The sequence below is a fragment of the Actinomycetospora rhizophila genome (assembly GCF_042657905.1).
GTDB lineage: Bacteria > Actinomycetota > Actinomycetes > Mycobacteriales > Pseudonocardiaceae > Actinomycetospora > Actinomycetospora rhizophila.
Genome location: NZ_JBHSKG010000001.1, coordinates 545,937 through 567,604 on the forward strand (window position 1 = coordinate 545,937; position 21,668 = coordinate 567,604).

General features: G+C 74.4%; 17 protein-coding genes, 1 tRNA gene and 3 pseudogenes. 13 read left to right on the forward strand and 8 right to left on the reverse strand.

Annotation, left to right across the window (positions count from 1 at the left end; genetic code table 11):
• Positions 1 to 43: 43 nt before the first annotated feature.
• The gene (locus tag ACFPK1_RS02625; protein WP_378019328.1) at positions 44 to 418 is read left to right on the forward strand and encodes a helix-turn-helix transcriptional regulator; all 375 of its coding nucleotides are present in this window, start codon (positions 44 to 46) and stop codon (positions 416 to 418) included.
• 21 nt (positions 419 to 439) lie between these two features.
• On the opposite strand, the gene ACFPK1_RS02630 is transcribed toward ACFPK1_RS02625, so the two are convergent.
• Positions 440 to 1,138 (reverse strand): transglycosylase SLT domain-containing protein, encoded by a 699-nt coding sequence (locus ACFPK1_RS02630; protein ID WP_378019329.1) that lies wholly within the window; start codon positions 1,136 to 1,138, stop codon positions 440 to 442.
• Between the two features lie 509 nt (positions 1,139 to 1,647).
• Complete coding sequence (locus ACFPK1_RS02635; RefSeq protein ID WP_378019330.1) at positions 1,648 to 2,583, reverse strand: alpha/beta hydrolase; 936 nt, start codon at positions 2,581 to 2,583, stop codon at positions 1,648 to 1,650.
• 100 nt (positions 2,584 to 2,683) lie between these two features.
• On the opposite strand from ACFPK1_RS02635, the gene ACFPK1_RS02640 reads away from it, so the two are divergent.
• The 3 genes from ACFPK1_RS02640 to ACFPK1_RS02650 are packed head-to-tail and all read left to right on the forward strand — an operon-like array spanning position 2,684 to position 3,943.
• Positions 2,684 to 3,046, forward strand: a complete 363-nt coding sequence (locus ACFPK1_RS02640) for an ArsR/SmtB family transcription factor (protein ID WP_378019331.1) — start codon at positions 2,684 to 2,686, stop codon at positions 3,044 to 3,046.
• Positions 3,046 to 3,525, forward strand: coding sequence for an SRPBCC family protein (locus ACFPK1_RS02645; RefSeq protein WP_378019332.1), 480 nt, complete (start codon positions 3,046 to 3,048; stop codon positions 3,523 to 3,525). Before ACFPK1_RS02640 ends, ACFPK1_RS02645 begins: the two co-directional genes overlap by 1 nt.
• A 25-nt stretch (positions 3,526 to 3,550) precedes the next feature.
• On the forward strand, positions 3,551 to 3,943 hold the full coding sequence (locus ACFPK1_RS02650; RefSeq protein ID WP_378019333.1) for a DUF6841 family protein: 393 nt from the start codon (positions 3,551 to 3,553) through the stop codon (positions 3,941 to 3,943).
• Here ACFPK1_RS02650 and ACFPK1_RS02655 read toward each other — a convergent pair whose 3' ends face one another.
• Both ACFPK1_RS02655 and ACFPK1_RS02660 read right to left on the reverse strand, forming a co-directional pair.
• A complete protein-coding gene (locus ACFPK1_RS02655; protein WP_378019334.1) occupies positions 3,944 to 4,450 on the reverse strand; it encodes a GNAT family N-acetyltransferase in 507 nt (168 codons plus the stop codon).
• Between the two features lie 117 nt (positions 4,451 to 4,567).
• Positions 4,568 to 4,641: transfer RNA gene (locus tag ACFPK1_RS02660), tRNA-Gly, on the reverse strand.
• A 280-nt stretch (positions 4,642 to 4,921) separates the two neighbouring features.
• Here ACFPK1_RS02660 and ACFPK1_RS02665 point away from each other — a divergent pair.
• Together ACFPK1_RS02665 and ACFPK1_RS02670 are read left to right on the forward strand one after the other, a co-directional pair.
• The gene (locus tag ACFPK1_RS02665; protein ID WP_378019335.1) at positions 4,922 to 5,494 is read left to right on the forward strand and encodes a glycosyltransferase family protein; all 573 of its coding nucleotides are present in this window, start codon (positions 4,922 to 4,924) and stop codon (positions 5,492 to 5,494) included.
• Positions 5,495 to 5,651: 157 nt separating this feature from the next.
• Entirely contained in the window at positions 5,652 to 7,412 is a 1,761-nt protein-coding gene (locus ACFPK1_RS02670; protein ID WP_378019336.1) for a diguanylate cyclase domain-containing protein, read from the forward strand.
• A 26-nt stretch (positions 7,413 to 7,438) separates the two neighbouring features.
• Here ACFPK1_RS02670 and dcd read toward each other — a convergent pair.
• The 4 genes and pseudogenes from dcd to ACFPK1_RS02690 form a co-directional block, all read right to left on the reverse strand.
• A pseudogene (gene dcd / locus ACFPK1_RS02675) lies at positions 7,439 to 7,723 on the reverse strand (dCTP deaminase); the annotation flags it as partial.
• A gap of 204 nt (positions 7,724 to 7,927) precedes the next feature.
• A pseudogene (locus ACFPK1_RS02680) lies at positions 7,928 to 8,719 on the reverse strand (LAGLIDADG family homing endonuclease); the annotation flags it as partial.
• A gap of 45 nt (positions 8,720 to 8,764) precedes the next feature.
• A pseudogene (locus tag ACFPK1_RS02685) lies at positions 8,765 to 9,070 on the reverse strand (dCTP deaminase); the annotation flags it as partial.
• A 225-nt stretch (positions 9,071 to 9,295) separates the two neighbouring features.
• Positions 9,296 to 11,803, reverse strand: a complete 2,508-nt coding sequence (locus ACFPK1_RS02690) for a heterodisulfide reductase-related iron-sulfur binding cluster (RefSeq protein ID WP_378019337.1) — start codon at positions 11,801 to 11,803, stop codon at positions 9,296 to 9,298.
• 485 nt (positions 11,804 to 12,288) lie between these two features.
• Between ACFPK1_RS02690 and ACFPK1_RS02695 the strand changes: the two genes are divergently transcribed.
• From ACFPK1_RS02695 to ACFPK1_RS02725, 7 genes are all read left to right on the forward strand, one after another.
• Positions 12,289 to 12,555 carry a hypothetical protein gene (locus ACFPK1_RS02695; RefSeq protein WP_133828392.1) on the forward strand — a complete coding sequence of 89 codons (267 nt, stop codon included), beginning with the start codon at positions 12,289 to 12,291 and terminating at the stop codon, positions 12,553 to 12,555.
• Positions 12,552 to 13,670 carry a hypothetical protein gene (locus ACFPK1_RS02700; RefSeq protein ID WP_378019338.1) on the forward strand — a complete coding sequence of 373 codons (1,119 nt, stop codon included), beginning with the start codon at positions 12,552 to 12,554 and terminating at the stop codon, positions 13,668 to 13,670. The genes ACFPK1_RS02695 and ACFPK1_RS02700 overlap by 4 nt, the downstream gene beginning before the upstream one ends.
• A gap of 61 nt (positions 13,671 to 13,731) precedes the next feature.
• A complete protein-coding gene (locus ACFPK1_RS02705) occupies positions 13,732 to 16,953 on the forward strand; it encodes an ATP-binding protein (protein WP_378019553.1) in 3,222 nt (1,073 codons plus the stop codon).
• Positions 16,950 to 18,992 carry a hypothetical protein gene (locus tag ACFPK1_RS02710; RefSeq protein WP_378019339.1) on the forward strand — a complete coding sequence of 681 codons (2,043 nt, stop codon included), beginning with the start codon at positions 16,950 to 16,952 and terminating at the stop codon, positions 18,990 to 18,992. Before ACFPK1_RS02705 ends, ACFPK1_RS02710 begins: the two co-directional genes overlap by 4 nt.
• Positions 18,976 to 19,560 (forward strand): hypothetical protein, encoded by a 585-nt coding sequence (locus ACFPK1_RS02715; protein WP_378019340.1) that lies wholly within the window; start codon positions 18,976 to 18,978, stop codon positions 19,558 to 19,560. The genes ACFPK1_RS02710 and ACFPK1_RS02715 overlap by 17 nt, the downstream gene beginning before the upstream one ends.
• 81 nt (positions 19,561 to 19,641) lie before the next feature.
• Positions 19,642 to 20,625 (forward strand): C40 family peptidase, encoded by a 984-nt coding sequence (locus ACFPK1_RS02720; RefSeq protein ID WP_417281741.1) that lies wholly within the window; start codon positions 19,642 to 19,644, stop codon positions 20,623 to 20,625.
• 31 nt (positions 20,626 to 20,656) lie between these two features.
• Entirely contained in the window at positions 20,657 to 21,562 is a 906-nt protein-coding gene (locus tag ACFPK1_RS02725; protein ID WP_378019342.1) for a TIGR01777 family oxidoreductase, read from the forward strand.
• The last annotated feature ends 106 nt before the right edge of the window (positions 21,563 to 21,668 follow it).

The following is a 21,668-nucleotide window of genomic DNA, read 5'->3' on the forward strand; positions in this document are numbered from 1 at the left end:
GGAACCGGACACGCCGGTGTCGTGTTCTGGCATCGTCCCGGTCGTGGACCTCGCCGCGGCCTCCCGTGACGGCCACCTCGCGCTGCGCCGGGTCGAGCGCCAGCAGGCGGTCATCGAGCGCCTGCACGCCGCCCGGGGCGCGCGGCTGCGGATCGCCGACCTCGCGCGTGACCTCGGCGTCTCGGCCCGCACGCCGGCCCGCGACGTCGAGCGCCTCCGCGACGGCGGCGTCCCGATCGCGACGCACCCCGGGCGGGGCGGCGGGGTGAGCCTCGCGCGCGTCGACGCCCCCGCCGCCGTCCACCTCGACCTGCCCGAGGCGGCGGCGCTGCTCTCCAGCCTCGCGGTCCTCGGGCCGACCGTCAGCCCGAGCGCGGCGTCGGCGATGCGCAAGCTCGTGGCGGCGCTGGCCGGCTGACGCTCCCCGGGCGGGAGGGGCTCAGTCGGCCCGGCCGAGACCGTCGTCCGGGATGGCCGCGCCGCCGTAGCCGATGTAGTTGCCCGCCGAGTTGCGCAGGCCGCCGGCCTCGACGTCCTCGATGCTGTGGTTGGCGACCATCGTGCGGACGCCGGCGGTGATGTTGGCGACCGGGTCGAAGATGCCGCGGTCCGCCAGCTCGGGCAGCACCGCGTTGCGGAAGGTCGTGTCGATGAGCTGCATGAGCCCCTTCGACGGCGTGCCCGCCGAGGCGTTGGAGTCCCAGTCGTTGACCGCGTTCGCGCGGCCCGTCGACTCCCGCATGATGATCTTCTTGACGCCGGGGGCCAGGCGCTGCGGCAGGCCCATGAGCCCGAGGGCCTTGGCGATCTGCCCGTCCAGGGTCCGCTCGTTGCCGGCCTCGTAGGGCGTGCCGAACTCGAGCGGGCCGTTCTCGCGCGTGACGCTCATCGACTTGATCAGCGAGGAGACGTCGTTCTCGTCGCCGGCGCTGGCGTCGGAGTCCGACGAGGAGGACGACGTGGTGGCCGCCGCCGTGGAGGCGGGCATCGCGATGGGGCTGACCCCACCGACGGCGTGGCGAGCGGGCGCGGGCGCGTGCTGCGCGGCGAGCGCGAGCGAGGCGGTCGCGGCGTCGGGTGCCGCGGGGGCCTCGGCGTCGGCGACGTGGGTGTCGAGGGTCTGGATCGCCGGGAGCACCGCACCGGCGGCGACCGCCGCGACGAGGATCGAGCCCGTCGTCGAGGAACGGGACGGCCGGTTTGTCCGTCGGCCCGTCGGGGCATTGCTGAGGGAGAACGGGACGGTGTCGGGGTCACCTACTCCGTGACGGCTCACCATCACCTCCTCGTCGTCGGGATGGGCCCGGCGGTACGAGGGGGAGCCGTCGCCGTGACCAATCCGTGATCGGACCGGCTGAACATAGCGAGGTCCGCGCGCGCCCCGGCACGCCCCTCCCCGTCCTGGAGGCCCCCGATCGGGGACGGTCGCGTGTCCGTGACGGCGAGAGGTCCGGTGGGCGGCCGGGGTTGCCGATGCGTTCCCGTGCATGCCCGCGGGCGGACGACCGGGCGCGCCGAGCGGTCGCCCCGACGGCGGGCGGTCGGGTCGACCGGCGAGGTCAGCGGCCGTTCGGGGTCGCGGACCCTTCACCGCACGGCGAGGTCGTCCGGCGGTCCCGCGCGTGTCGGGGCCCTCAGGTCGGGGGCTCAGGCTCCGAGGAGGGCGCCGAGCGCGTCGAGGGCGCGGTCGCCCTCCTCCCGAGCGGCCACCGAGGCCGCGGCCAGCCCGAAGTACCCGTGCACGAGGTGCGCGCCCTCGGGCCGGCGGACCGCGACGCCCGCCGCCTCGAGGGCGTCCGCGTAGGCGCGGCCCTCGTCGCGCAGCGGGTCGAGCTCGGCGGTGGCGACGACGGCCGGGGCGACGCCGTCGAGACCGTCGGGGTCGCTCAGCGGCGCCAGCGCGGGGTCGTCGCCGGCACCGGGCCCGGGGGCGTAGTGGCCCCAGAACCAGTCCAGGTCGGCGCGGGTGAGGAAGGGGCCGCCGGCGTTCTCGGCGATCGACGGCGAGCTCATCGTCGGGTCGAGCCCGGGGTAGAGCAGCAGCTGCGCGTCGAGCCGCGGGCCCCAGTCGCGGGCCAGCAGGGCCGCGCCCGCCGCGAGGCCGGCGCCGGCGCTGTCGCCGCCGATCACGAGGCGATCCGACGGCCGCAGTGTCGCCGCCCAGCGCAGCGCGGTGTGGGCGTCGGTGACGGGCGCGGGGTGGGGGTGCTCGGGGGCGAGCCGGTAGTCGACCGAGACCACGGTGGCGCCGAGGTGCGTGCACACGCGCCGGGCCGCCCCGTCGGCGGTGTCCAGGTCGCCCAGCACCCAGCCGCCGCCGTGCAGCCACACCACGGTGATCGCGCGCTGCTCGCCGGCGGGCTCGTAGACGCGCACGGCGACGTCGGCGTCCTGCCCGGGCACCACGTCGTCGTGCACCGAGCCGACCGCCGCGGCCTCGCCGCGGCGGATCAGCGCCAGCTCGCGGTAGCTGCGGCGCGCCTCGGCGACGTCCTCGCGCCACAGCGGCAACCAGCCGTCGGTCTCGAGGCGGGTGATCGCCGCGGCGAGCTCGGGGTCGATCCGGGACGCACCATCGGTCATGGTCGACATCCTCTCCCACGGTCAATTCAACTCAAGGGTTGAGCAAGGGGTGGATCGGCGGTACGGTCTTTTCAACCGTAAGGTTGAGCAAGGAGTGAGTGTGGACGACCAGCTCTCCCGGGTGTTCTCGGCCCTCGCCGACCCCATCCGGCGCGACATGGTGGCCCGCCTGGCCGATGCCGACGCCGGCGTCAACGAGCTCGCCGAGCCCTACGACGTCAGCGTCCAGGCGGTGTCCAAGCACCTCAAGGTGCTGGAGGAGGCCGGGCTGGTGAGCCGCACGCGCGAGGCGCAACGGCGGCCGGTCCACCTCGAGGCGGAGGTCTTCGACCTGATGACCAAGTGGATCGAGCGCTACCGGCGCCAGGCGGAGGAGCGCTACCGCCGTCTCGACGATGTGCTCGCCGAGATGGACGCCGACCAGCACACAGCCCCGACCGACCGCGAACGAGGAGCATCCTGATGGGCACCACGACCCGCGAGACCACGATCACCGCCGACCCCGCGGCGCCGACGGTCGTCATCACCCGCGAGTTCGACGCGCCGCGCGAGAACGTCTTCCGCGCCCACGTCGAGCCCGATCTCGTCAAGCGCTGGCTCGGCCCGCGCGACCTGACGATGGAGATCGACACCTACGACGCCCGCACCGGCGGCGCGTACCGCTACACCCACCGGGACGCCGACGGCGAGTACACGTTCTTCGGCTCGTTCCACGAGGTCCGGCCGAGCGAGCGGATCGTCCAGACCTTCACCTACGAGGGCTTCCCCGACTCGGTGACCCTCGAGACGATGACCTTCATCGACCTCGGGGACGGGCGGACCCGCCTCGAGGGCCTGTCGGTGTTCGAGTCGCTGTCGGCCCGGGACGGCATGGTCGCCAGCGGCATGGAGATCGGCGTCAACGAGGGCTACGAGAAGCTGGACGAGCTGCTCGCCGAATGACCGGGGCGCGGCAGGATGCGGACCCGTGGACACCCGCGACGTCACCACGTGGTTCGACGCCTACCTCGACCTGTTCGTGGCCCTCGGCCGCGGCGACCGTGACGACGTCGAGGCGATCCTCGACTTCTACGGGGTGCCGATGCTGCTCAGCGCGCCGGGCGCCAGCGGCTGGCTGCACGAGCCGGACCAGGTGATCGGCGTGGTCCGCGGGCAGGTCCAGGGCCTGCGGCACGTCGGGTTCGACCGGACCGTCGTCGAGGACGCCGCGACGGTGCTGCTCAACGACAGCTGCGCGCGCCACGAGGGGCGCTTCCTGCGCCTCGCCGGCGACGCCTCGGTGATCGCGGACTTCCGGGCGAGCTACCTCGTCGCCGACGGTCCCGCCGGCCCGCGGTGCGCGGCGCTGGTGGTCGGGTGATCACAGGTCCCCGAAGGGCGCGGCGTAGCGGAACGCCCCTCGCGGGGCGGCCGGTGTGAACACGCGGGCCTGGAAGTACCGGCCCCACGCCGGGTCGGGCGCGTCGACGCCGTGCTCGGCGGCCGGGACGAAGCCGAACCGCGCGTAGTAGGCGGGCTCGCCGAGGAGCACGACGAGCTCCTCGTCCCGCGCCTCGGCGGCCCCGAGCAGGGCGTGCAGCAGCGCCGTGCCGACGCCGCGCCCCTGCCGGTCGGGACGCACGGCGACCGGTCCGATCCCGAGGCCGGGCCGGTCGCCGACGTCGCCCCGGGTGGCGACGACGTGCCCGACGACCGCGCCGTCCTCCTCCGCCACCAGGGAGAACCGCGGGATCCAGCCCCCGTCCTCCCGCAGGCGGTCGAGCAGGACGACCTCGACGGGGATCCTGCCCGCGCTCTCCTGGAACGCGGCGGCGACCACGGCGCGCACCGCCGGGACGTCCTCGGGGTGCTCGCGTCGCACGATCATCCGCGCACCCTGGCGGCGGGCGCGGGGCCGGCGCAACGAGGTTTGCGGTGCCCCGCGACGACGACGGCCCGCCCTCCGATGATCGGTGAGCGGGCCGCTGACCTGCATAAACGAGTCTGGAGCGAGTGACGGGAATCGAACCCGCGTTCTCAGCTTGGGAAGCTGATGTTCTACCATTGAACTACACTCGCGCGTTGCGATCCGCAGCCTACACGGCGTCCGCGCCGGCCCGGTGTCCGGGCCGGAGATCCGATCCGGGGTCGTTCGATCCGGCGCGGGGCGCAATCACATCCGTGTCGTTCACCGCTCGATCACGGTGCGATCACGAGCCGGGTGCGACGTGCGCGTACTCAGCGTCACGGTAGGTTAGGTCGACAGGGTAGATCCGCGACCAGGCCCTGCTGCTGGGGCTGCGCGTCGTGTTGGCTGGTCAGCGACATGGGACCGGAGACGCCCGAGGAGGAGGACGCCATGACTGCCCGTGAGCAGCACGAGCGCTCCCTCCCGGAACTGTTCGTCATCGTCGCGTCCGCGGAGGACGCGAACGCCCTCGCGCCGCTCGGTGAGCGCGATCCCGAGGTACGCCCCGTCCTCGTCGCCACCGGGCCCGACCCGATGGCGGTCGACGAGGTGCTCGACGACCTCGGGGCCCTCGCCGGCCGGGTGCTGCTCGTCGAGACGCCCGACGCCGGACCGGTGGCGGAGGTGGCGGCGATGCTGCCGCGGCTCGACGATCTCGTCGCCGACGACACCCCGGCAGCCGTGCTCGTGCGCGGCGGTTCGGCCACCGCGCTCGCCGCCACCCAGGTGGCCGTCTGGCGCGGGGTGCCGGTGGTCGCGGTGCCCGTCGACGGGGTGACCGGGGTGGAGACCGCCAACCAGGCGGCCATCGCCGCGCTCGTCGCCACCCAGGACGCGCCGGACGTCGCCCCCGAGAACGTCCGCGCGGCCGCGGCCGCGCACCGCCTCGTGCGGGAGCGCCCCGAGCCCGGCCACGGGCCGCGGGTCGTGCGCCTGCCGACGCACCGCACGCTGTCCGCCTGACGAAACGTCACCCTCCGCGACGAGCACCCCCGACATCATCACTCAGTGATGAGGAGTGCACGAAAAGTGGAGTCAATTACCCGGTCCCGGCTAACGTCATGCACCGTCAGCCTGATGGTCCTGGTGGACAGTCGGCGCACCAGGAGGGCGGGGGTCGGTGAGGCGAGCACCGAGGTTGATCCACGAGGTCCAGCGGCTGGGCCTCACGGTGTCGATCGCCGCCCTGCTCATCGTGCTGCTCGTCGTTTTCCGGCTGGTCTGGTCGGTGGCGGTGACGGCGCCGGCCGACCAGCGCCTGCAGGACGGTCTCCTCGCGCTCGAGGACTCCCACCAGGCGATGCTCGACATGGACGCTTCGTTGCGGGGCTACCTCGCGACCGGTGACCGGTTCTTCACCGACAGCGCCACCGACGCCGCCCCGCGGCTCGCGGCCGCCGACAGCCAGATGGTCAACCTCCTCGAGGAGCCGCAGCTCCGCCAGGACGTGCTGGCCCTCCTGCTCGCCCAGCAGCGCTGGCGCACCGAGTGGGCCGACCAGGCGCGGCGCCTGCCGCCGCCCGGCGGCGCGGAGACGTTCCTCAAGCAGGGCACGGCGCTCTTCGACGACTACCGCGCCCGCAAGGACGGCACCCGCGTCGACGTCCTCGACGCCATCGAGTCCGCCGACGCCGACGCGGTGGTCGCGCAGTGGGTCATCGGGGTGCTCATCGCCGTCATCGGCATCGGCACGCTCGTCGTCGCCCTCCGGGGCCGCCAGCGCCTCCAACGCCACGTCGTCACGCCCGTCGACGGCCTGCTCGCGTCGGTCCGGGGCATCGGCGAGGGCCGGCTCACGCCCCCGGAGCCCGTCTCGGGATCGGCCGAGCTCGTGGCGCTGCGCGACGGCCTCGCCGACATGACCGTCGCGCTGCGCCGGCAGCGGGAGGAGGCCGCGGCCCAGGCCGAGCGCCTGCAGTCCCAGACCGACCGCCTGCGCACGATCCTGATCATGACCCGCGAGATCGCGGGCAGTCTCAACACGCGCTACGTCATCGACTCGACGGTGCAGGCGGCCGTGGCCGTCACCGACGGGCGGGTGCTGCTGTGGCTGCTGGAGGAGGACGGCAACGGCCTCGAGCTCGCCTACGACTCCGACCGCGGCGCGGTCTCGCCGATGGAGACCCACTGCAACCTCGGGGTCGGCGTCGTGGGGCGCTCGGCGCGCTACGGCCAGATCTCGCGCGGCGACCCCGACACCGGCGAGGACGCCGCGGTGGCGGTCCCGCTGGTCGTCGGTGCGCGGGTGATCGGCATCCTCGAGTGCTACGACTCGCCCGACGGCGAGGTCGACGGCCAGCGCCTGTCGGCGGTGGAGATGCTCGCGACGCTGTCCGGCTCGGCGATCGAGGCCAGCCGCCTGCACGCCGCCACCGAGCGACTCTCGCAGTTCGACCCGCTCACGCAGCTGGCCAACCGGCGGCGACTGGGGGCGGACCTCGACGCGGCGGTGGCGAACGCCAAGCGGCACTCCTCGCCGATGTCGGTGATCATGCTCGACCTCGACCACTTCAAGGAGCTCAACGACCGCTACGGCCACCAGCAGGGCGACGTCGTGCTCCAGGAGGTCGCCTCGACGCTGCGGACCGCGATGCGCGACGGGGAGACCGCCTACCGCTACGGCGGCGAGGAGTTCGCCATCCTCGTCACCCGCGGCGGGCCCGACGACGCGGCCAAGCTGGCCGAGCGCCTGCGGGTCCGGGTCGAGGAGGACTTCCGGCGCGGCGACAAGCAGCTGGTGACGGCGTCGTTCGGCGTCGCGGGGCTCCCCGAGCACGCGGGCGACGGCGAGGCGCTGCTCAGCGAGGCCGACCGGGCGCTGTACTCGGCGAAGAACGCCGGCCGCAACCGCGTACACCGCGCCGGCGGGCTCGTCGACTGAGTCCTCCCGGCGACGTGGGAACGCGCCTAGGAGTCCTCCGGCGGCAGGCCGCGGCGGAAGTTGACGTACGAGCGCGACGGCGTCGGGCCCCGCTGGTCCTGGTAGCGCGAGCCGTAGACCGGCGACCCGTACGGGTGCTCGGCGGGCGAGGAGAGCCGGAACAGGCACAGCTGCCCGACCTTCATCCCGGGCCAGAGCCGGATCGGCAGGTTCGCGACGTTCGAGAGCTCGAGCGTGACGTGGCCGGAGAAGCCGGGGTCGATGAATCCGGCAGTGGAATGGGTGAGCAGGCCGAGGCGCCCGAGACTCGAGTTGTGTGTCGGGATGAAGGTGTGCCCGACCAGGAACATCCCGTCGTCCGCCGACACCTGGATGCAGCGGACGGGGCGCGACCCGGTCGGCTGGACGTCGACGATCCCGCGGTGCAGGTGGTGCCGGCGGTCGGCCGTCTTCAGCCGTGCCACCTTGCGCTCCAGCCGGAAGACCTCGAACCAGGGCGTGAACTTCACCTGGTGCGCGATGCCGTGCTCGACGCCGCCCAAGGTGGCTTGTTTCTTGCGCTGTCGCGGGCGCAGGCCGAGGCTGGCGGCGAGCTCGGCGACACCGTTCGACAGGTCCTCGCGCATGTTGACGAACTCGCAGCGCCCCGCGATGTCGACGTAGCCGTCGGAGTCCATGAGACCCTGGAGAAGCGCGAGGCGCTGGCCGATGCTCCCGCGGAGGTAGGCCACGGGAATGTGCTTGTTGCCGAGCACACCGAGCGCGCGGAGCGAGGTCGAGAGCGACCCGTCCCCGCTGTAGCGCCCACCCGCGTCGCGCGTCCTGCCGACGCGACCCCGACTGAGTCCGCCGACGCGGTAGGCGTACCGACCGCTCGCCTTCCACACGTCGTGGCCCGCTGCGCGCATCTCCTCGAGGACCTGCTCGTCGCCGGGACCGCAGGTGACCTCGGCCGTGGTGCTCGTGCCGTCGCCCAGCCACACCCCGAGGACGTACGGGTCGATCGGGAGGTCGGCCTCCGGGCAGCGCACCGCGTTCGCCAGCTCGACGTGGTGGTTCACCTCGTCGCGCCACCGCAGGCTGGCGGCGACCTCCGCCGTGGTGCTGACGGATGCGGGTCGTTGACGCTTGCGCGCGGGCTTCGTCGTCGTCCGCCAGAGGTGCGCGGCGTCGGCGGTGATGACCTCACCGTCGGAGAACCGGACGTCGTAGCAGGGGCGACCGAGCATGACCTCGGTCGCCGCGACGACCCGCACGGGGCGCCCGTCGAGGCCGAAGACCTCGTCGCCGACGCGCACGTCGCCCATCGTCGTCCAGCCCGTCGGTGTCGGGACCGGGGTGTCGACGGCGAGGGCCTTGCCCTCCAGGCGTCCGGCGATGTCTTCGGGCAGCGAGATGACCTCGTACGTCGAGCCGAGCACGAACTCGCCGGGGTGCAGCACGAACGCCTCGTCCGGCGCCGGCTCGACCATGCGCGTCAGGTCGTCCTGCTGCGTCGCGGGGTCGATGTGGGTGTAGGCGTGGTTGTTGAACGTGCGGAAGTGCCGGTCGAGGCGCAGGTCGACGCTCGAGGGCTGCAGCAGCGTCGCGTCGAACGGGTCGAGCCCGACACGCCCGGCCGCGATCTCGGCGCGGATGTCGCCGTCGGAGAGCAGCACGAACGGACCCTATCGAGGCCCACCGACAACGCGCCGAGCCCTCAGCCCATCCGCGCCCCAGGTCGCCGCCTCTGGGGAGTGCGACCGGGGACTTCGCGCGCATAGAAGCCGCGAACGGCCCGTTCGCTGCCGGCCGGAGCACGGCGCGGAGACGGCGCGGAGACGCGAACGGCGCCGTCGCTGCTCGCGGAGCAGCGACGGCGCCGGTCGTTCGTCGCGCCGGGATCAGCTCTCGGTCGACGGGTTCTGCACGTTGGCCGAGGTGGCCGCGGTGTCGGGGTCGGAGTCGCCCTCGTGGTCGGTCTCCGCGGTCTCCGCCGGGTCCCCGCGCTTCACCGCGGCGAGGAGCATCTGCGAGACGTCCATGACCTCGGTGCCGACGGCCTTGGCCTCGCTCTGGCGCTCGGTGAGGCCGTCGGTGAGCATCACGCGGCAGAACGGGCAGCCGGTCGCGATCGTGTCGGTCTCGGTGGAGATCGCCTCGTCGACACGCTCCATGTTGATGCGCTTGCCGATGTGCTCCTCCATCCACATCCGCGCACCCCCGGCGCCGCAGCACAGGGCACGGTCGGCGTGGCGGGGCATCTCCTTGAGCTCGGCGCCCGCGGCCTCGACCAGCTCGCGCGGCGGGCTGTAGACCTCGTTGTGCCGGCCCAGGTAGCAGGGGTCGTGGTAGGTGACGGTCTTGCGGGCGGCGTGCCCGTTCCCGTTCGACCCCGCGTGCCCGTTCGTCGACTCCTTCTCGGCGAGCGCCACCGCGGCGGGCGCGGCCTGGTCGCCGTCGTGGCCCGGCGTGCCGTGGCCGTCGGCGGGGATCAGCCCGCGCTCGGTGCCGTCGGAGTGGGGCCCGTGGTACTGCAGGCCCGTCGCCGGGTTGATGTCGATCTTCTTCGCGGCGGGGACCGGCGAGGACTCCGGCGCCACCGGCACCAGCTTCTTCTCGCGGACGAGCTGGTTGAGCAGCTGGGTGTGGTGCACGACCTCGTAGTGCCCCTCGAGCTGCGGGTACTCGCGGCCCAGGGTGTTCATGCAGTGCGGGCAGGTGGTGACGATCTTGCGCGTCCCCGGCTCGCGGCCCTCGAAGACGGCGTCGAGCATCTCCTTGGTCTGCATCGCCATCATCTGGAAGAGGAATTCGTTGCCCGAGCGCCGCGCCGGGTCGCCCGTGCAGCTCTCCTCCTTGCCGAGCACGACGTAGTCGACGCCCGCGATGTGCAGGAGCTCGGCGGTGGCGCGCACCGTCTTCTTGGCGTTGTCGTCGAACGCGCCGGCGCAGCCGATGAAGAACAGGTACTCGGTCTCGGGGCGCAGCTCGCCGTCGAACTCGGGCACCTCGAAGGGCAGGTCCTTCGCCCAGTCCATGCGGCTGGAGTTGTTCTGGCCCCAGGGGTTGCCCTTGTTCTCGAGGTTACGGAACAGCACCCCGAGCTCGGCCGGGAACTCCGACTCGATCATGACCTGGTTGCGGCGCATGTCGATGATGTGGTCGACGTGCTCGATGTCGACCGGGCACTGCTCGACGCAGGCGCCGCACGTCGTGCACGACCAGAGGACGTCGGGGTCGATGACGCCGAGGGACTCCGCGTCGCCGACGAGCGGGCGGGTGGCCTGCAGGACGTCGGTGCCGCGGTGGCGCTCGTAGCCCGACTCGGGCACGCCGTGGCCGTGCCCGACCTCGTCGCCGCCGGCGTTGGTCGTGCCGTCCTGGGTGGCCGCGCCCTCGTCGACCTCCTTGCTCCCGAGCATGTACGGCGCCTTCGCGAACATGTGGTCGCGCAGGTCCATGATCAGGAGCTTGGGCGAGAGCGGCTTGCCGGTGTTCCACGCCGGGCACTGGCTCTGGCAGCGACCGCACTCGGTGCAGGTCGCGAAGTCGAGCATGCCCTTCCAGGTGAAGTCCTCGATCTTGCCGCGACCGAAGGACGCCTCCTCGGGCGGGTCCTCGAAGTCGATCGGCTTGCCCTCGTGCTCGATCGGCGGCACCGGGCCCAGCGCCTTCGGCAGGCGCTTGGCCGAGACGTTGATCGGCGCGATGAAGATGTGCAGGTGCTTCGAGTAGAGCACCACGATGAGGAAGCCCAGCGCGACGCCGATGTGCAGCAGCAGGAAGACCGACTCGAGGACCCCGAGGACGCCGACCGGGATGCCGGAGAACAGCGTGCCGACCCCGATCGAGGCCCAGGCGCCCGAGTCGTACGGGAAGTAGCCCAGCGCCGAGGACGCGCCGCGGAAGGCGAACAGCGTCCAGACGACGTTGAAGATCAGGAACAGGATCAGCCAGGCCCCGCCGGTGTGGCTGCCGTAGAAGCGGGAGGTGCGGGCGCGACGCTCCGGCGCCTGCTGCACGCGCATGATCGCGAAGGCGATGATCGAGATCAGCACCATGATCGCGATGAAGTCCTGCAGGAAGCCGAGGACCGCCCAGCGCCCGATCAGCGGGATGTGGAAGTCCTCGACGAACAGGGCGCCGTAGGCCTCGATGTAGACCGTCAGCAGGATGATGAAGCCCCACATCGTGAAGAGGTGGGCGAGGCCGGGGATGGACCAGCGCAGCAGCTTGCGCTGCCCGAACACCTCCACGAACTGGGCGCGCACGCGCGCGCCGAGGCCGTCGGCGCGCTTCGCGTCGGGCTGGCCGGAGGCGATCAGGGTGTAGAGCCACCAGGCCCGGCGCGCGGCCACGACGACCACGACCAGGGTCAGGGCGAGCCCCAGGACCAAACGGACGATCACGACGGGACCTCCGGAGTGGACCGGGCCCGTGGTGGAGGACCCGGTGAGACAACGACTGCGTCGGCGGCACTGTAACGGCCGGTAGGGACCTCGGCGCTCCGAGAGGTGACCGATGCTACTCACCGGTAACCGCAGCGTTCGTCCGATCGCCGCTCCCGGCGGCGCCGACCGGCGACACGGACGAGCGATGCTTTGCGATCGCGAACGCGGTCGCGCCACGCCGGAGCGTGATGACGGCTCGTGGCGTGTGGATCACGATAGGCTCTTCCGGACCAGGAGAGCGGGTCGACACCACCCGCCGGTCGCGGAGGGTCGACGATGCGAGCACGCCTGTGGGGGAGGGCGTGGTGAGCGGGTGCTCAACGGCCGTCGGCGGGTGTGACCGACCCGTTACCGAAGGTGTTGGATTCCCTCAGGGTGCCGTGTTTACTCGACCGGTCGAGAACGTCCGGCACATCGACCAGCACGTTCGCGGGAGGACCGCCATGACCGTCACGTTCCTCGGCGCCGACCTCGTCGCGCAGGCTCCGGGGACCGGCGGGCTCCAGGGCTGGATCCAGGACAACATCGTCCCGCTGATCCTCCTGGGCATCGCGATCATCATGTTGTGGATCGGCGGACGCGGTGACAACGCCGGCGTCGCGCGCCGCAGCATCGGTCTGATCATCGGTCTGATCGCCCTCGGCATCGCCCTGACGCCCGGTGCGGGCGCGCGTGTCGGAGCGTTCTTCGCCCAGCTCATCACCGGGTGACGCGGGTGCACATCCGCACCGACGACGAGGTCTACCGCGTCGACGCCGTCTGGCTGGGTCCGCCGCGCGCGACGTTCCCCTGGCGCGCCCGCTACTCCGCCTACGGCGTCGGGCTGATCGTCATGCTCGTGGTGATGTTCGTGCAGCGCCGCCTGGGCATCGACCTCGGTTTCTTCTCCGTGGCGTGGGCGCTGCTGATCACCGTCGCGGTCACCCGCTTCGTGTCCCGGCGCATCAACGACGAGCGCCCGCTGTTGGAGTGGCTGACGCTGTTCGTCCACGAGCTGCGCGGGCCCCGGGCCCGCCACCGCGTCACCGGCGGGGCGCTGACCACCGGGCACGTGACCGTGCGCCGCGACCGTCCGAAGCTCACGGGCGCGCCCACCGCGATCGCCCTCCCGCGGGGCAGCAGCGGCGCGGCGGACAAGCCCGCCCGGCCGGTGGCGGTGGACCCCGCCGACGACGCCGCCTGGGGCCCGCCGCCGCGCGACGGCGAGGTGCTGGTCGCCGAGCCCGTCGCCGAGCCCGTCGCCGAGGTGCCCGCGGAGCCCGCCGCGGAGACCGCCGACACGCCCGGCGTGGCACAGGCCGGGCCCTCGCACGCCCGCGCGGCCCGCGGCGGCCGGGTCCCGAGCGCGGCCACCGAGGCCCGCCGGCGCGCCCGCGCCGAGCGGGCGGCGGCCCGGGCCCGTGCGGCGGCCGAGGCGGACTTCGGCCCGCCGTCGAGCGCCGACGTCGGCGATCCCGTGGCGCGCGAGGAGCTCGCCGAGAAGCCGGCCGAGAAGCCCGGGGGGAAGCCCGCCGAGCTGCCGCCCGTCCCGGACCCGCGCCGGGGCGACGCGACGATGGCCGCGTGGACCGGTGCCCGCACCCGGCGCGAGGCCGTGCCGGCGCGCCGGGTCGGCTCCGCCCGCAAGGACGCGGCCGACCCCGATCCCGACCGCACCCAGCGGCGCGCGGTGCGCCCGCGCCGACGTCCGGGCTGGCCGATGTCGAACGAGCCCGCGGGCCCGTCCGGCACCGGGAGCACCGAGGGCACCGCTGCCCCGTTCGGCCCGGGCTCGCGCTCGCGCGACGCCGACCGACGAGGAGATCCCGGTGCTGCGCCGCGGTAGGTCCCGGCGCGCTCCCGACTCCCCACCTCCGGCGATCGAGGCCGGCGACTCGTCGAGCGGCCTGCGCCCGGCCCGGACGAGCACCGCGGGTCAGCACGGCGGACGCGGGCGGCGCGGTCGCTCGCTGGTCGGCGAGTCGCCCGCCGCGGGCTACCGGCCCGCGATCTCGCTGCGCGCCATCGACGGCAACCTCGCGCGCACGGCGTCGGCCGTCACCGCCTGGTACCGCCTCGCCCCGCAGCCGTGGAGCTTCCGCAGCGACACCCAGCGCGAGACGCTCATCCGCCAGATCGCCACGCAGCTCGGCGAGCTGCAGGGCCGCTGGCTGCACGTCCGGGTCACCTCGCGGCCCTACCCCGTGGCGCTGTGGGCCGAGACGTTCGACCACAACGCGCCCGGGCGCCTCCCCGACGTCCCCGGCGCGCTGAGCTGGGAGAGCTTCCTCGAGGGCGAGCAGCGCCACCTCATGGGCCTGTCGATGTCGGACAAGGAGGTCTTCCTCGGCGTCGAGGTCTCCGGGCGCTCGGTGGTCGACCGCTGGCTCGAGGGCGCGGCGCCGGTGCTGGGCCGCCTGGTCCCGTCGGCGGCGACCGCGGAGCTGGCCGCGCTGGAGTCCGAGATCGCGCACGTCGAGGCGCTGGTCTCGCGGGCGGGCCTCGACGCGGTGCCGGCCACCGCCGAGGACATGGCCTGGCTGATGCACCGCTCGTGCTCGCTGGGGCTGCCCGCGCCGCGCACGGTCGCGCCGGCGTCGGGCGAGCACTGGGAGGCCGAGGACCTCGCCGCGTTCACCGACGGGGTCGCGCTGCAGCAGGAGCCGTACGCGCCGACCGTGCAGGTGCTCGGGCGCTTCGGCACCCAGCCGGTGCAGCGGCACGTCGCGGTGCTGTCGGTGGGCCTCATGGACGCGCTGCGCATCCCCGAGGCCGACGACCCGTGGATGCAGCGCAGCGACCGTCTCCCGTTCCCCGTCGAGTGGTCGGCGCGGATCTACGTGCGCAAGCCCGAGGAGGTCGCGGGCGAGCTGCAGCGCCAGATGGGCAAGGTGCGCAGCCAGATCCGGCACTACACCCACGACCACGACCTCGACCCGCCGATGTCGCTGTCGCGCCAGGCCGACCGGGTGCTGCAGATCGAGGACGAGCTCTCCGGCGGGCTCACGCAGCTCAACACCCGGGTCTACGGCTGGTGGCGCGTCGCGGTGTCGGGTCGCGACGAGGGCGAGGCGCTCACGCGCGCGCAGCAGGTGCTCGACCTCTACCGCCCGCGGGTCGCGATGGAGCACCCGGAGGCGCAGTACGCCTACGCGCGCGAGTTCATCCCCGGCGAGCCGCTCGCGTCCACGGCCTACCGGCGCCGCGGCTCGGTGACCTGGGTGGCCGCGGGTGTGCCGGCCGCGTCGGCGTCGGTCGGCGACCGGCGCGGGATCATGATCGGCGAGACCTGCACGGCCACCCGCCGCCCGGTGGCGTGGGACCCGTGGATGGCGCAGGAGGTCCGGCGCGCGTCGGGCCTCACCGCCGTCGTGGGCGGGCTGGGGTCGGGCAAGTCGTTCCTCACCGGCCTGCTCGTCTACAAGACGCTGCGCGCCGGGGCCCGCTGGACGGTGCTCGACCCGTCGGGCCCGCTCGCCGAGCTGACCAAGCTCCCGGAGCTCGCCCCGTTCTCGCGCCACATCCACCTGCTGGGCGCCGACCCCGGCATCCTCAACCCCTACCGCGTGGTGGCCGAGCCCCGCCGCGACCACTTCCTCGACGAGGACGACCCGGACAAGGCGTGGCGCCGCGAGCGCTCGCTGGCCGCCGCGACCCGCCGGCGCCTGGTGCTCGACGTCCTCACCGGCCTGCTGCCCTTCGACGTGGCGCGCCTGCCCCACACCCGGATCGTGCTGCTGCGCGCGGTGCGCGAGGTCGGCGGCGCCCCGGACCGCGACCCCGGCCAGGTCATCGCCGTGCTGCGCCGCCACGCGCGCGAGGGCGAGGAGCACGCCGACGTCGTCGCCGACTTCCTCGAGGAGCGCCGCGAGCTGCCCCAGGCCGCGCTGCTGTTCCCCGACCGCAACACCGACCCGCGCGCGGACCCCTGGCAGGGCGAGGAGAACTACCGCCTCACCGTGCTGACGATGCAGGGCATGTCCCTGCCGCGCCCGGGCAGCCCGCGCGAGGAGTGGACCGACGGCGAGTCCCTCGCGGTCGAGCTGCTCAACCTCGCGTCCTGGCTGACCCAGCGCACGATCTACACCGCCGACCGGAACCTGCGGAAGGGCGTCGCGCTCGACGAGACGCACTTCCTGTCGCAGATCCCCACCGGCAAGGTGCTCATCGACCGGCTCGCCCGCGACTCGCGGAAGTTCAACGTCCGCGCCCTGTTCGCCTCCCAGCTCGCGGGCGACCTGCTGCGCGTGCCCGGGTTCGCGTCGCTGGTCAACGCGGTGTTCGTCGGCCGCACCGACGACGAGGAGGCGCAGGCCGAGGCGCTGCGCCTGCTGCGGGTGCCCACCGAGGTCGGCTACGAGGAGATGCTCGGCACCCTCTCGCCGCGGCCCCGCCACGACGACCGGCCCGACGACACGCCCCGCCAGTTCGTGTTCGCCGACGGCCACGGCGGCGTGGAGAAGATCCGGATCGACCTCGAGGGGCCGCACCTCGAGCACCTGCGCGAGACCCTCGACACCAACCCCGACGCCCGCCGTGTCCGCACGCTGCCGCCCGCAGCGTCGGGGGCGGGTCCGGGGTCGGGTCCGGGGACCGGATCGCACGCCGTCCCGCCCGAGACCGACGCCGAGCGCACCGGGCCGGTGCCGGTCGTGCCCCCGGTGGGACCGCCGCCGGCCGCGCCGCCCCGGAGCGCCCCGACCCCGCCGCCCGGCACCGCGCGCGTGTCGCCGGTGACGCCGTCGCGCGACCCGCTCGTGGAGCGCACCGTCGTCGAGGGCACGGTGCTGGACGAGCGCGCCGACGCCGAGGCGATCACCGCGCGGTCGGGGGTGGGCTTCGACGAGCGCCTCGACGACCTCACCCCCGACCTCGACGACGACCTCGGCGGCACGGCCCCCGTCGCCGACGCCCCACCGGACCCGGCGCCCGTGGGCGACGACGAGTGGGCCGATGCCTGGGTGATGGACGAGGGCGAGACCACGGGTGACGCGGTCGGCGAGCTGGCCGACGACGCGACCGTCACGACGCCGGCCGACCGCAACCCGGGCTGGCGCGAGGGCAGCGAGGTGCAGGACCCCGGTCGGTGGGTGGGCGCCGGCCGCCGCGCGCCGGGGACCCCCGGGTGACGCTCGCCGTCGCGATCCTCGTCGCCGCCCTCGTCGTGGGGTGGCGGCGGTCCCGGCGCGCCCAGCAGGAGCGCGAGGGCGTCCCTCGCTGCCCCCGACGCAGTCAGGGCGTCCCTCGCTCGGCGCCGCGACCCGGCCGGCGGCGGGCCGCGACGGTCGTCGTCATCATGCTGACGGGGCTGGTGCTGGTCGCCCTGCCGGCGTCGGCGGCGCCGCTGGACTGCAAGGCCCCGCCCGACCCCGACCGGCCCGGCACGGGGCTCGTCGGCTCGCTCGACCCCGCCCCGCTCGGCGTCGGCGCCCCGGGCAGCGTCTACCACGAGGTCGGCTACGCCGGGCAGATCTGGTGGACCTACGACCTCGGGTGCGGCCCGGGCGCCGCCCGCGACCCCGCCGCGGCCACCGACACCTGGCTGGGCAACCAGTTCTTCAACCTCGCCAAGCTCGTCGTCGGCGGCGTCAACTGGGCGCACTACCTCATCGAACAGGGTTCCGGACTGCTGTCGCCGCTCGACGGCATCGTGCAGGCCGGGACGTCGGCGATGTACGACGCGGTGTTCACCACCTGGGTCGGGGTCGCGCTCATCGTGCTCGCGGCGATCCTGCTGGTGCTCGCGATGCGCGGCGACCTGTCGCGCCAGGCCCAGCGGGCCGGGATCGCGGTGATCGCCCTGGCGATCGCGGCGGCGGCCTACGCGGCACCCGTGCGCTGGTCGAGCATGCTCGACGGCGTCCTGCTCGACGGCGTCACCGCGATGCAGCGCGGGTTCCTCTCGCAGGTCGGGGTGGGCGACGCGAACACCCTGCCGACCGTGCTGACCGACCAGATCGTCTACAACAACTGGCTGCGCGGGGAGTTCGGGGCCGCCGACGTGCCCCAGGCCCGCGACATGGGCCGGGAGCTGCTGCGGGCGCAGACGTTCACCAAGCAGGAGGTCGCGGACGGCCAGGACACCCAGGCCACCGCGGACGCGAAGAAGCAGCAGTTCACGGCCGTCGCCGACCGCGCCGGGGACCGGTACAGCTACTTCCAGGGCCGCCAGGGCTCGCGCACCGGCGCCGGCATGCTCGCGCTGATCCAGGCCGTGTGCATCGGGCTGTTCCAGCTGATGAGCAAGCTGCTCATCCTCGTCTCGATGCTGATCATCCGGCTGCTCGTGATGATCGCGCCCGCGCTCGCCGTGATCGCCCTGCTCAAGCCCGAGGTGCTCCCCGCGACCCTGCGCGTCGGCGGCGCGGCGCTGGTCAACACGCTGCTCGTGGGCGCGATGGCGGGCCTGCACTCGCTGATGGTCATCGCGCTGTTCCGGCCCGGCGCCGGGGTGAACACGTGGCTCGCGCTGCTGGTCACCGGGGTCGTGACCATCGTGCTGTGGGCGCTGGCGCGACCGTTCCGCCGGCTCGCGGCGATGGTCTCGCTGACCCGCGACCAGATGAGCGGCGTGCTGCCGCCCGCCGGGGGCGGCATGTTCTCGCGCTTCCTGCCGCGCTCGCCCGCCCGCCAGGACGACTGGTGGTCCGAGCGCCGCGAGGCCGCCGGCGCGGGCGCGGGCTGGCGCCCGGAGGGCAGCACCCCGTCGCGGACCGACCCGACGGTCGCGGCCGCCGGGATCGCCGACCCCGCGTCCCCGGTGCGCGTGGACAGCGAGCGGGTGGGCGCCGGCGCGGGCAGCCCCGGGCACGACGCCGACCCCGCCGCCGCGCTCGCCTCCCGCACCGCCGCCCGGGCCCTGCCCCGCGGGTCGGGCGCGGTGCCCGGGGCCGCGCCCCGCGGCGACCGCGACGCCACCCCGGCGCGCGCCCAGATCAGCGACGCCGACCGCAGCCTCTACCGCAGCGTCGCCGCGCGCACCGGCGAGGCGGGCGGGCCGGGGGGACCGCGCCGCCCCGTGCAGGCCGAGCTGGTCGACGGCGCGCCGGTCTACCGGATCTACCGCCCCAGCCGCCCGATCGGCGCCGGGTCGTCGACCCGCTCGTCGCGGTCGGCCCCCGCCCCGCGCTCCGCCGGCGAGGGAGGCGCAGGTGCCGATCCGGACTAGGCGGGGGCGCGCGGCGGCCTACCGGGCGCTGTGGGAGTGGCCCCTGCACTCCCCGGCGCGCCTGTTCCTCGTGGTCGTCGTGGCCATCGCGATCGTCGCGGGCGTGTCGTACCTCGGCGGCTCGGTCGGCACCCCCGGCGCGGGCTCGGGGCGCGCGCTCGGCCCGGCGCCGTCGGCGTCGCCCGGGACCGCCACGGCCGCACCCGGCCAGCCGACGATCACCGAGCTGCGCCCCCAGAGCCTCCCGCTCAGCGCCGCCCCGCCGGTCGCGCTGGCGGTCGCCGAGCGCTGGACGCAGGCGTGGGCCACGCACCCGCCGGGGACGACGCCCGCGCAGTGGAGTGCCGGCCTGGCGCCGTACACGACCGACGAGTACCTCGCGGTGCTCGCGTCGGTCGACCCGGCGAACGTGCCGGGCTCGCGCGTCACCGGCCCGCCGCAGGCCGTCGACGTCCGCCCGGAGGCGGTCCGGGTGCAGGTGCCCACGGACGCCGTGCGCCTCGAGCTGCTCCTGGTGCAGGTGGGCCCGGGCGACTGGCGCGTCTCCGGCTACGACCGGGCGTCGTGACCCGTGATCACCCCGCCCCGGCTGCCCCCCGGCCTGAGGATCCTGCGCCTGCTGCTGCCGGTCGCGGGGCTCGCGGCGTTCATGGTGGTCGTCCTGGCCGGGGGGCTGCTCGTGGCGGGCCAGTTCGTGCCCGGCGGCGACGAGGGCGCCGAGAGCGGCACGTGCGAGGCCGGCACGGGCACCGGGCCGTCCGGTGACGCCCCGCAGACGTCCGCCGAGCTCAACGAGGTGCAGCGCCAGACCGCCGCGACGATCATCGGCGTCGCCAAGGGCATGGCGGTGCCGCCGCGCGGCTGGGTGGTCGCGCTCGCGACGGCCATGCAGGAGTCCCAGATGGGCACCGTCGGCATGGAAGTGGCGGTCGACCACGACTCGCTGGGCGTGTTCCAGCAGCGCCCGAGCCAGGGCTGGGGCTCGCCGGCGCAGGTGCGCGACCCGGTGTACGCGACGCGGACCTTCCTCGAGCGCCTGCTCCTCGTCCCCGGCTGGGACACCATGCCGGTCACCCAGGCCGCCCAGATCGTGCAGCGCTCGGCGTTCCCCAACGCCTACGCGAAGTGGGAGTCGCTGGCCAACAGCCTCGTCACCGACCTCGCGGGGGTCGCCGGCGCGATCCAGGAGTGCGTCCCCGCCACCGAGGCCGGCCCCGGGCCCGCCGCCGCCCTCCCGCCGGGCGTCGCCCGCACCGCCATCGAGTTCGCGACCGCCGAGACCGGCAAGCCCTACGTCTGGGGCGCCACCGGACCGAGCAGCTACGACTGCTCCGGGCTCATGCTGCGCGCCTACCAGCGGGCGGGGATCGTGCTGCCGCGCGTCTCCCGCGACCAGTACCACGCGGGCGCGCACGTCCCGGTGGAGCAGGCGCAGCCCGGTGATCTGCTGTTCTGGGCGTACGACGAGTCGGACCCGGACACCATCCACCACGTCGCCATGTATCTCGGCAACGGGCAGATGATGGAGGCCCAGCAGACCGGCGTGCCGCTGGGCACCCGCGCGGTGAAGTGGGACGAGGGCGAGCTGCTGCCGCTGGCGACACGCCCGGGGACCGGCTCCGACCGCGCCTGACCCGGTCCCGTCCGGCCTAGGCTGTGGTGGCATGACCGCAGGGGGCCCGGTCGTCGTCACCGGGGCGAACGGGTGGATCGGCGCGCGGGTGGCCGTCGCCCTCCACGCGCGCGGGCACGTGGTCGTCGGCGTGTCCCGCGACCCCTCGGCGGCGGCCGCCGCGCACCCGGCGTGGGAGTGGGTGGGCGCCGACGGCGAGCTCGACGACGCCGTCGCCGCGGCGGGCGCGGTCGTCAACCTCGCCGGCCGCAACGTGTTCGAGCAGCGCTGGACCCCGGAGTACGTCGAGGTCATGCGGCGCAGCCGGGTCGACGTCACGCGCCGCGTCGTGCGGGCGCTGGCCCGCCGCGACTCACCGGGCGTGCTCGTCAGCGCCAGCGGCTTCGCCGTCGGCGGTGACGCCGGGGACACCGAGCTGGCCGACGACGCCCCGGCGTCACGGGAGCTCGTCCTGGGCGACGTGTACGCCGACTGGGAGGACGCCGCCCGGGAGGCGCCGGCGTCGGTGCGGGTCGTCGTGGCCCGGATCGGGGTGGTGCTGGGGCCCGGCCACGGCGCCTTCGACTTCTTCCGGCGCCCGTTCCTCGAGGGCCGCGGGGCCGTCCTCGGGTCCGGCGAGCAGTGGGTGCCGTGGGTCCACGTCGACGACGTGGTGGGGCTGCTCGTCGCCGCCCTCGAGGACGACCGGTACCGGGGCGTGGTCAACGTGGTCGCGCCGGGACCGGTCCGCCACCGCGAGCTCGCCACCGCGCTCGCGGCGTCGGCCGGCACGTCGTGCACGGGGACGGAGCCCCCCGACGCCGTCCACGCGCGGCTCGGTCCCGCCGCCGAGATGATCGTCACGAGCCAGCGCATGGTTCCGCGCCGTGCGCTCGACCTGGGGTTCCGGTTCCGGCACGCGCAGCTGACCAGCGCGGTCGACGACCTCGCGCGCTGATTTCGGCGAAGTTGAGCCCGCCGGGAACAAGTCGGTGAGAGGCTCCGTTGGTCGGGGTGACACACTTGAGCGCAGCAGACTCAGGTCGCGTTTGCGAGGATGGCCT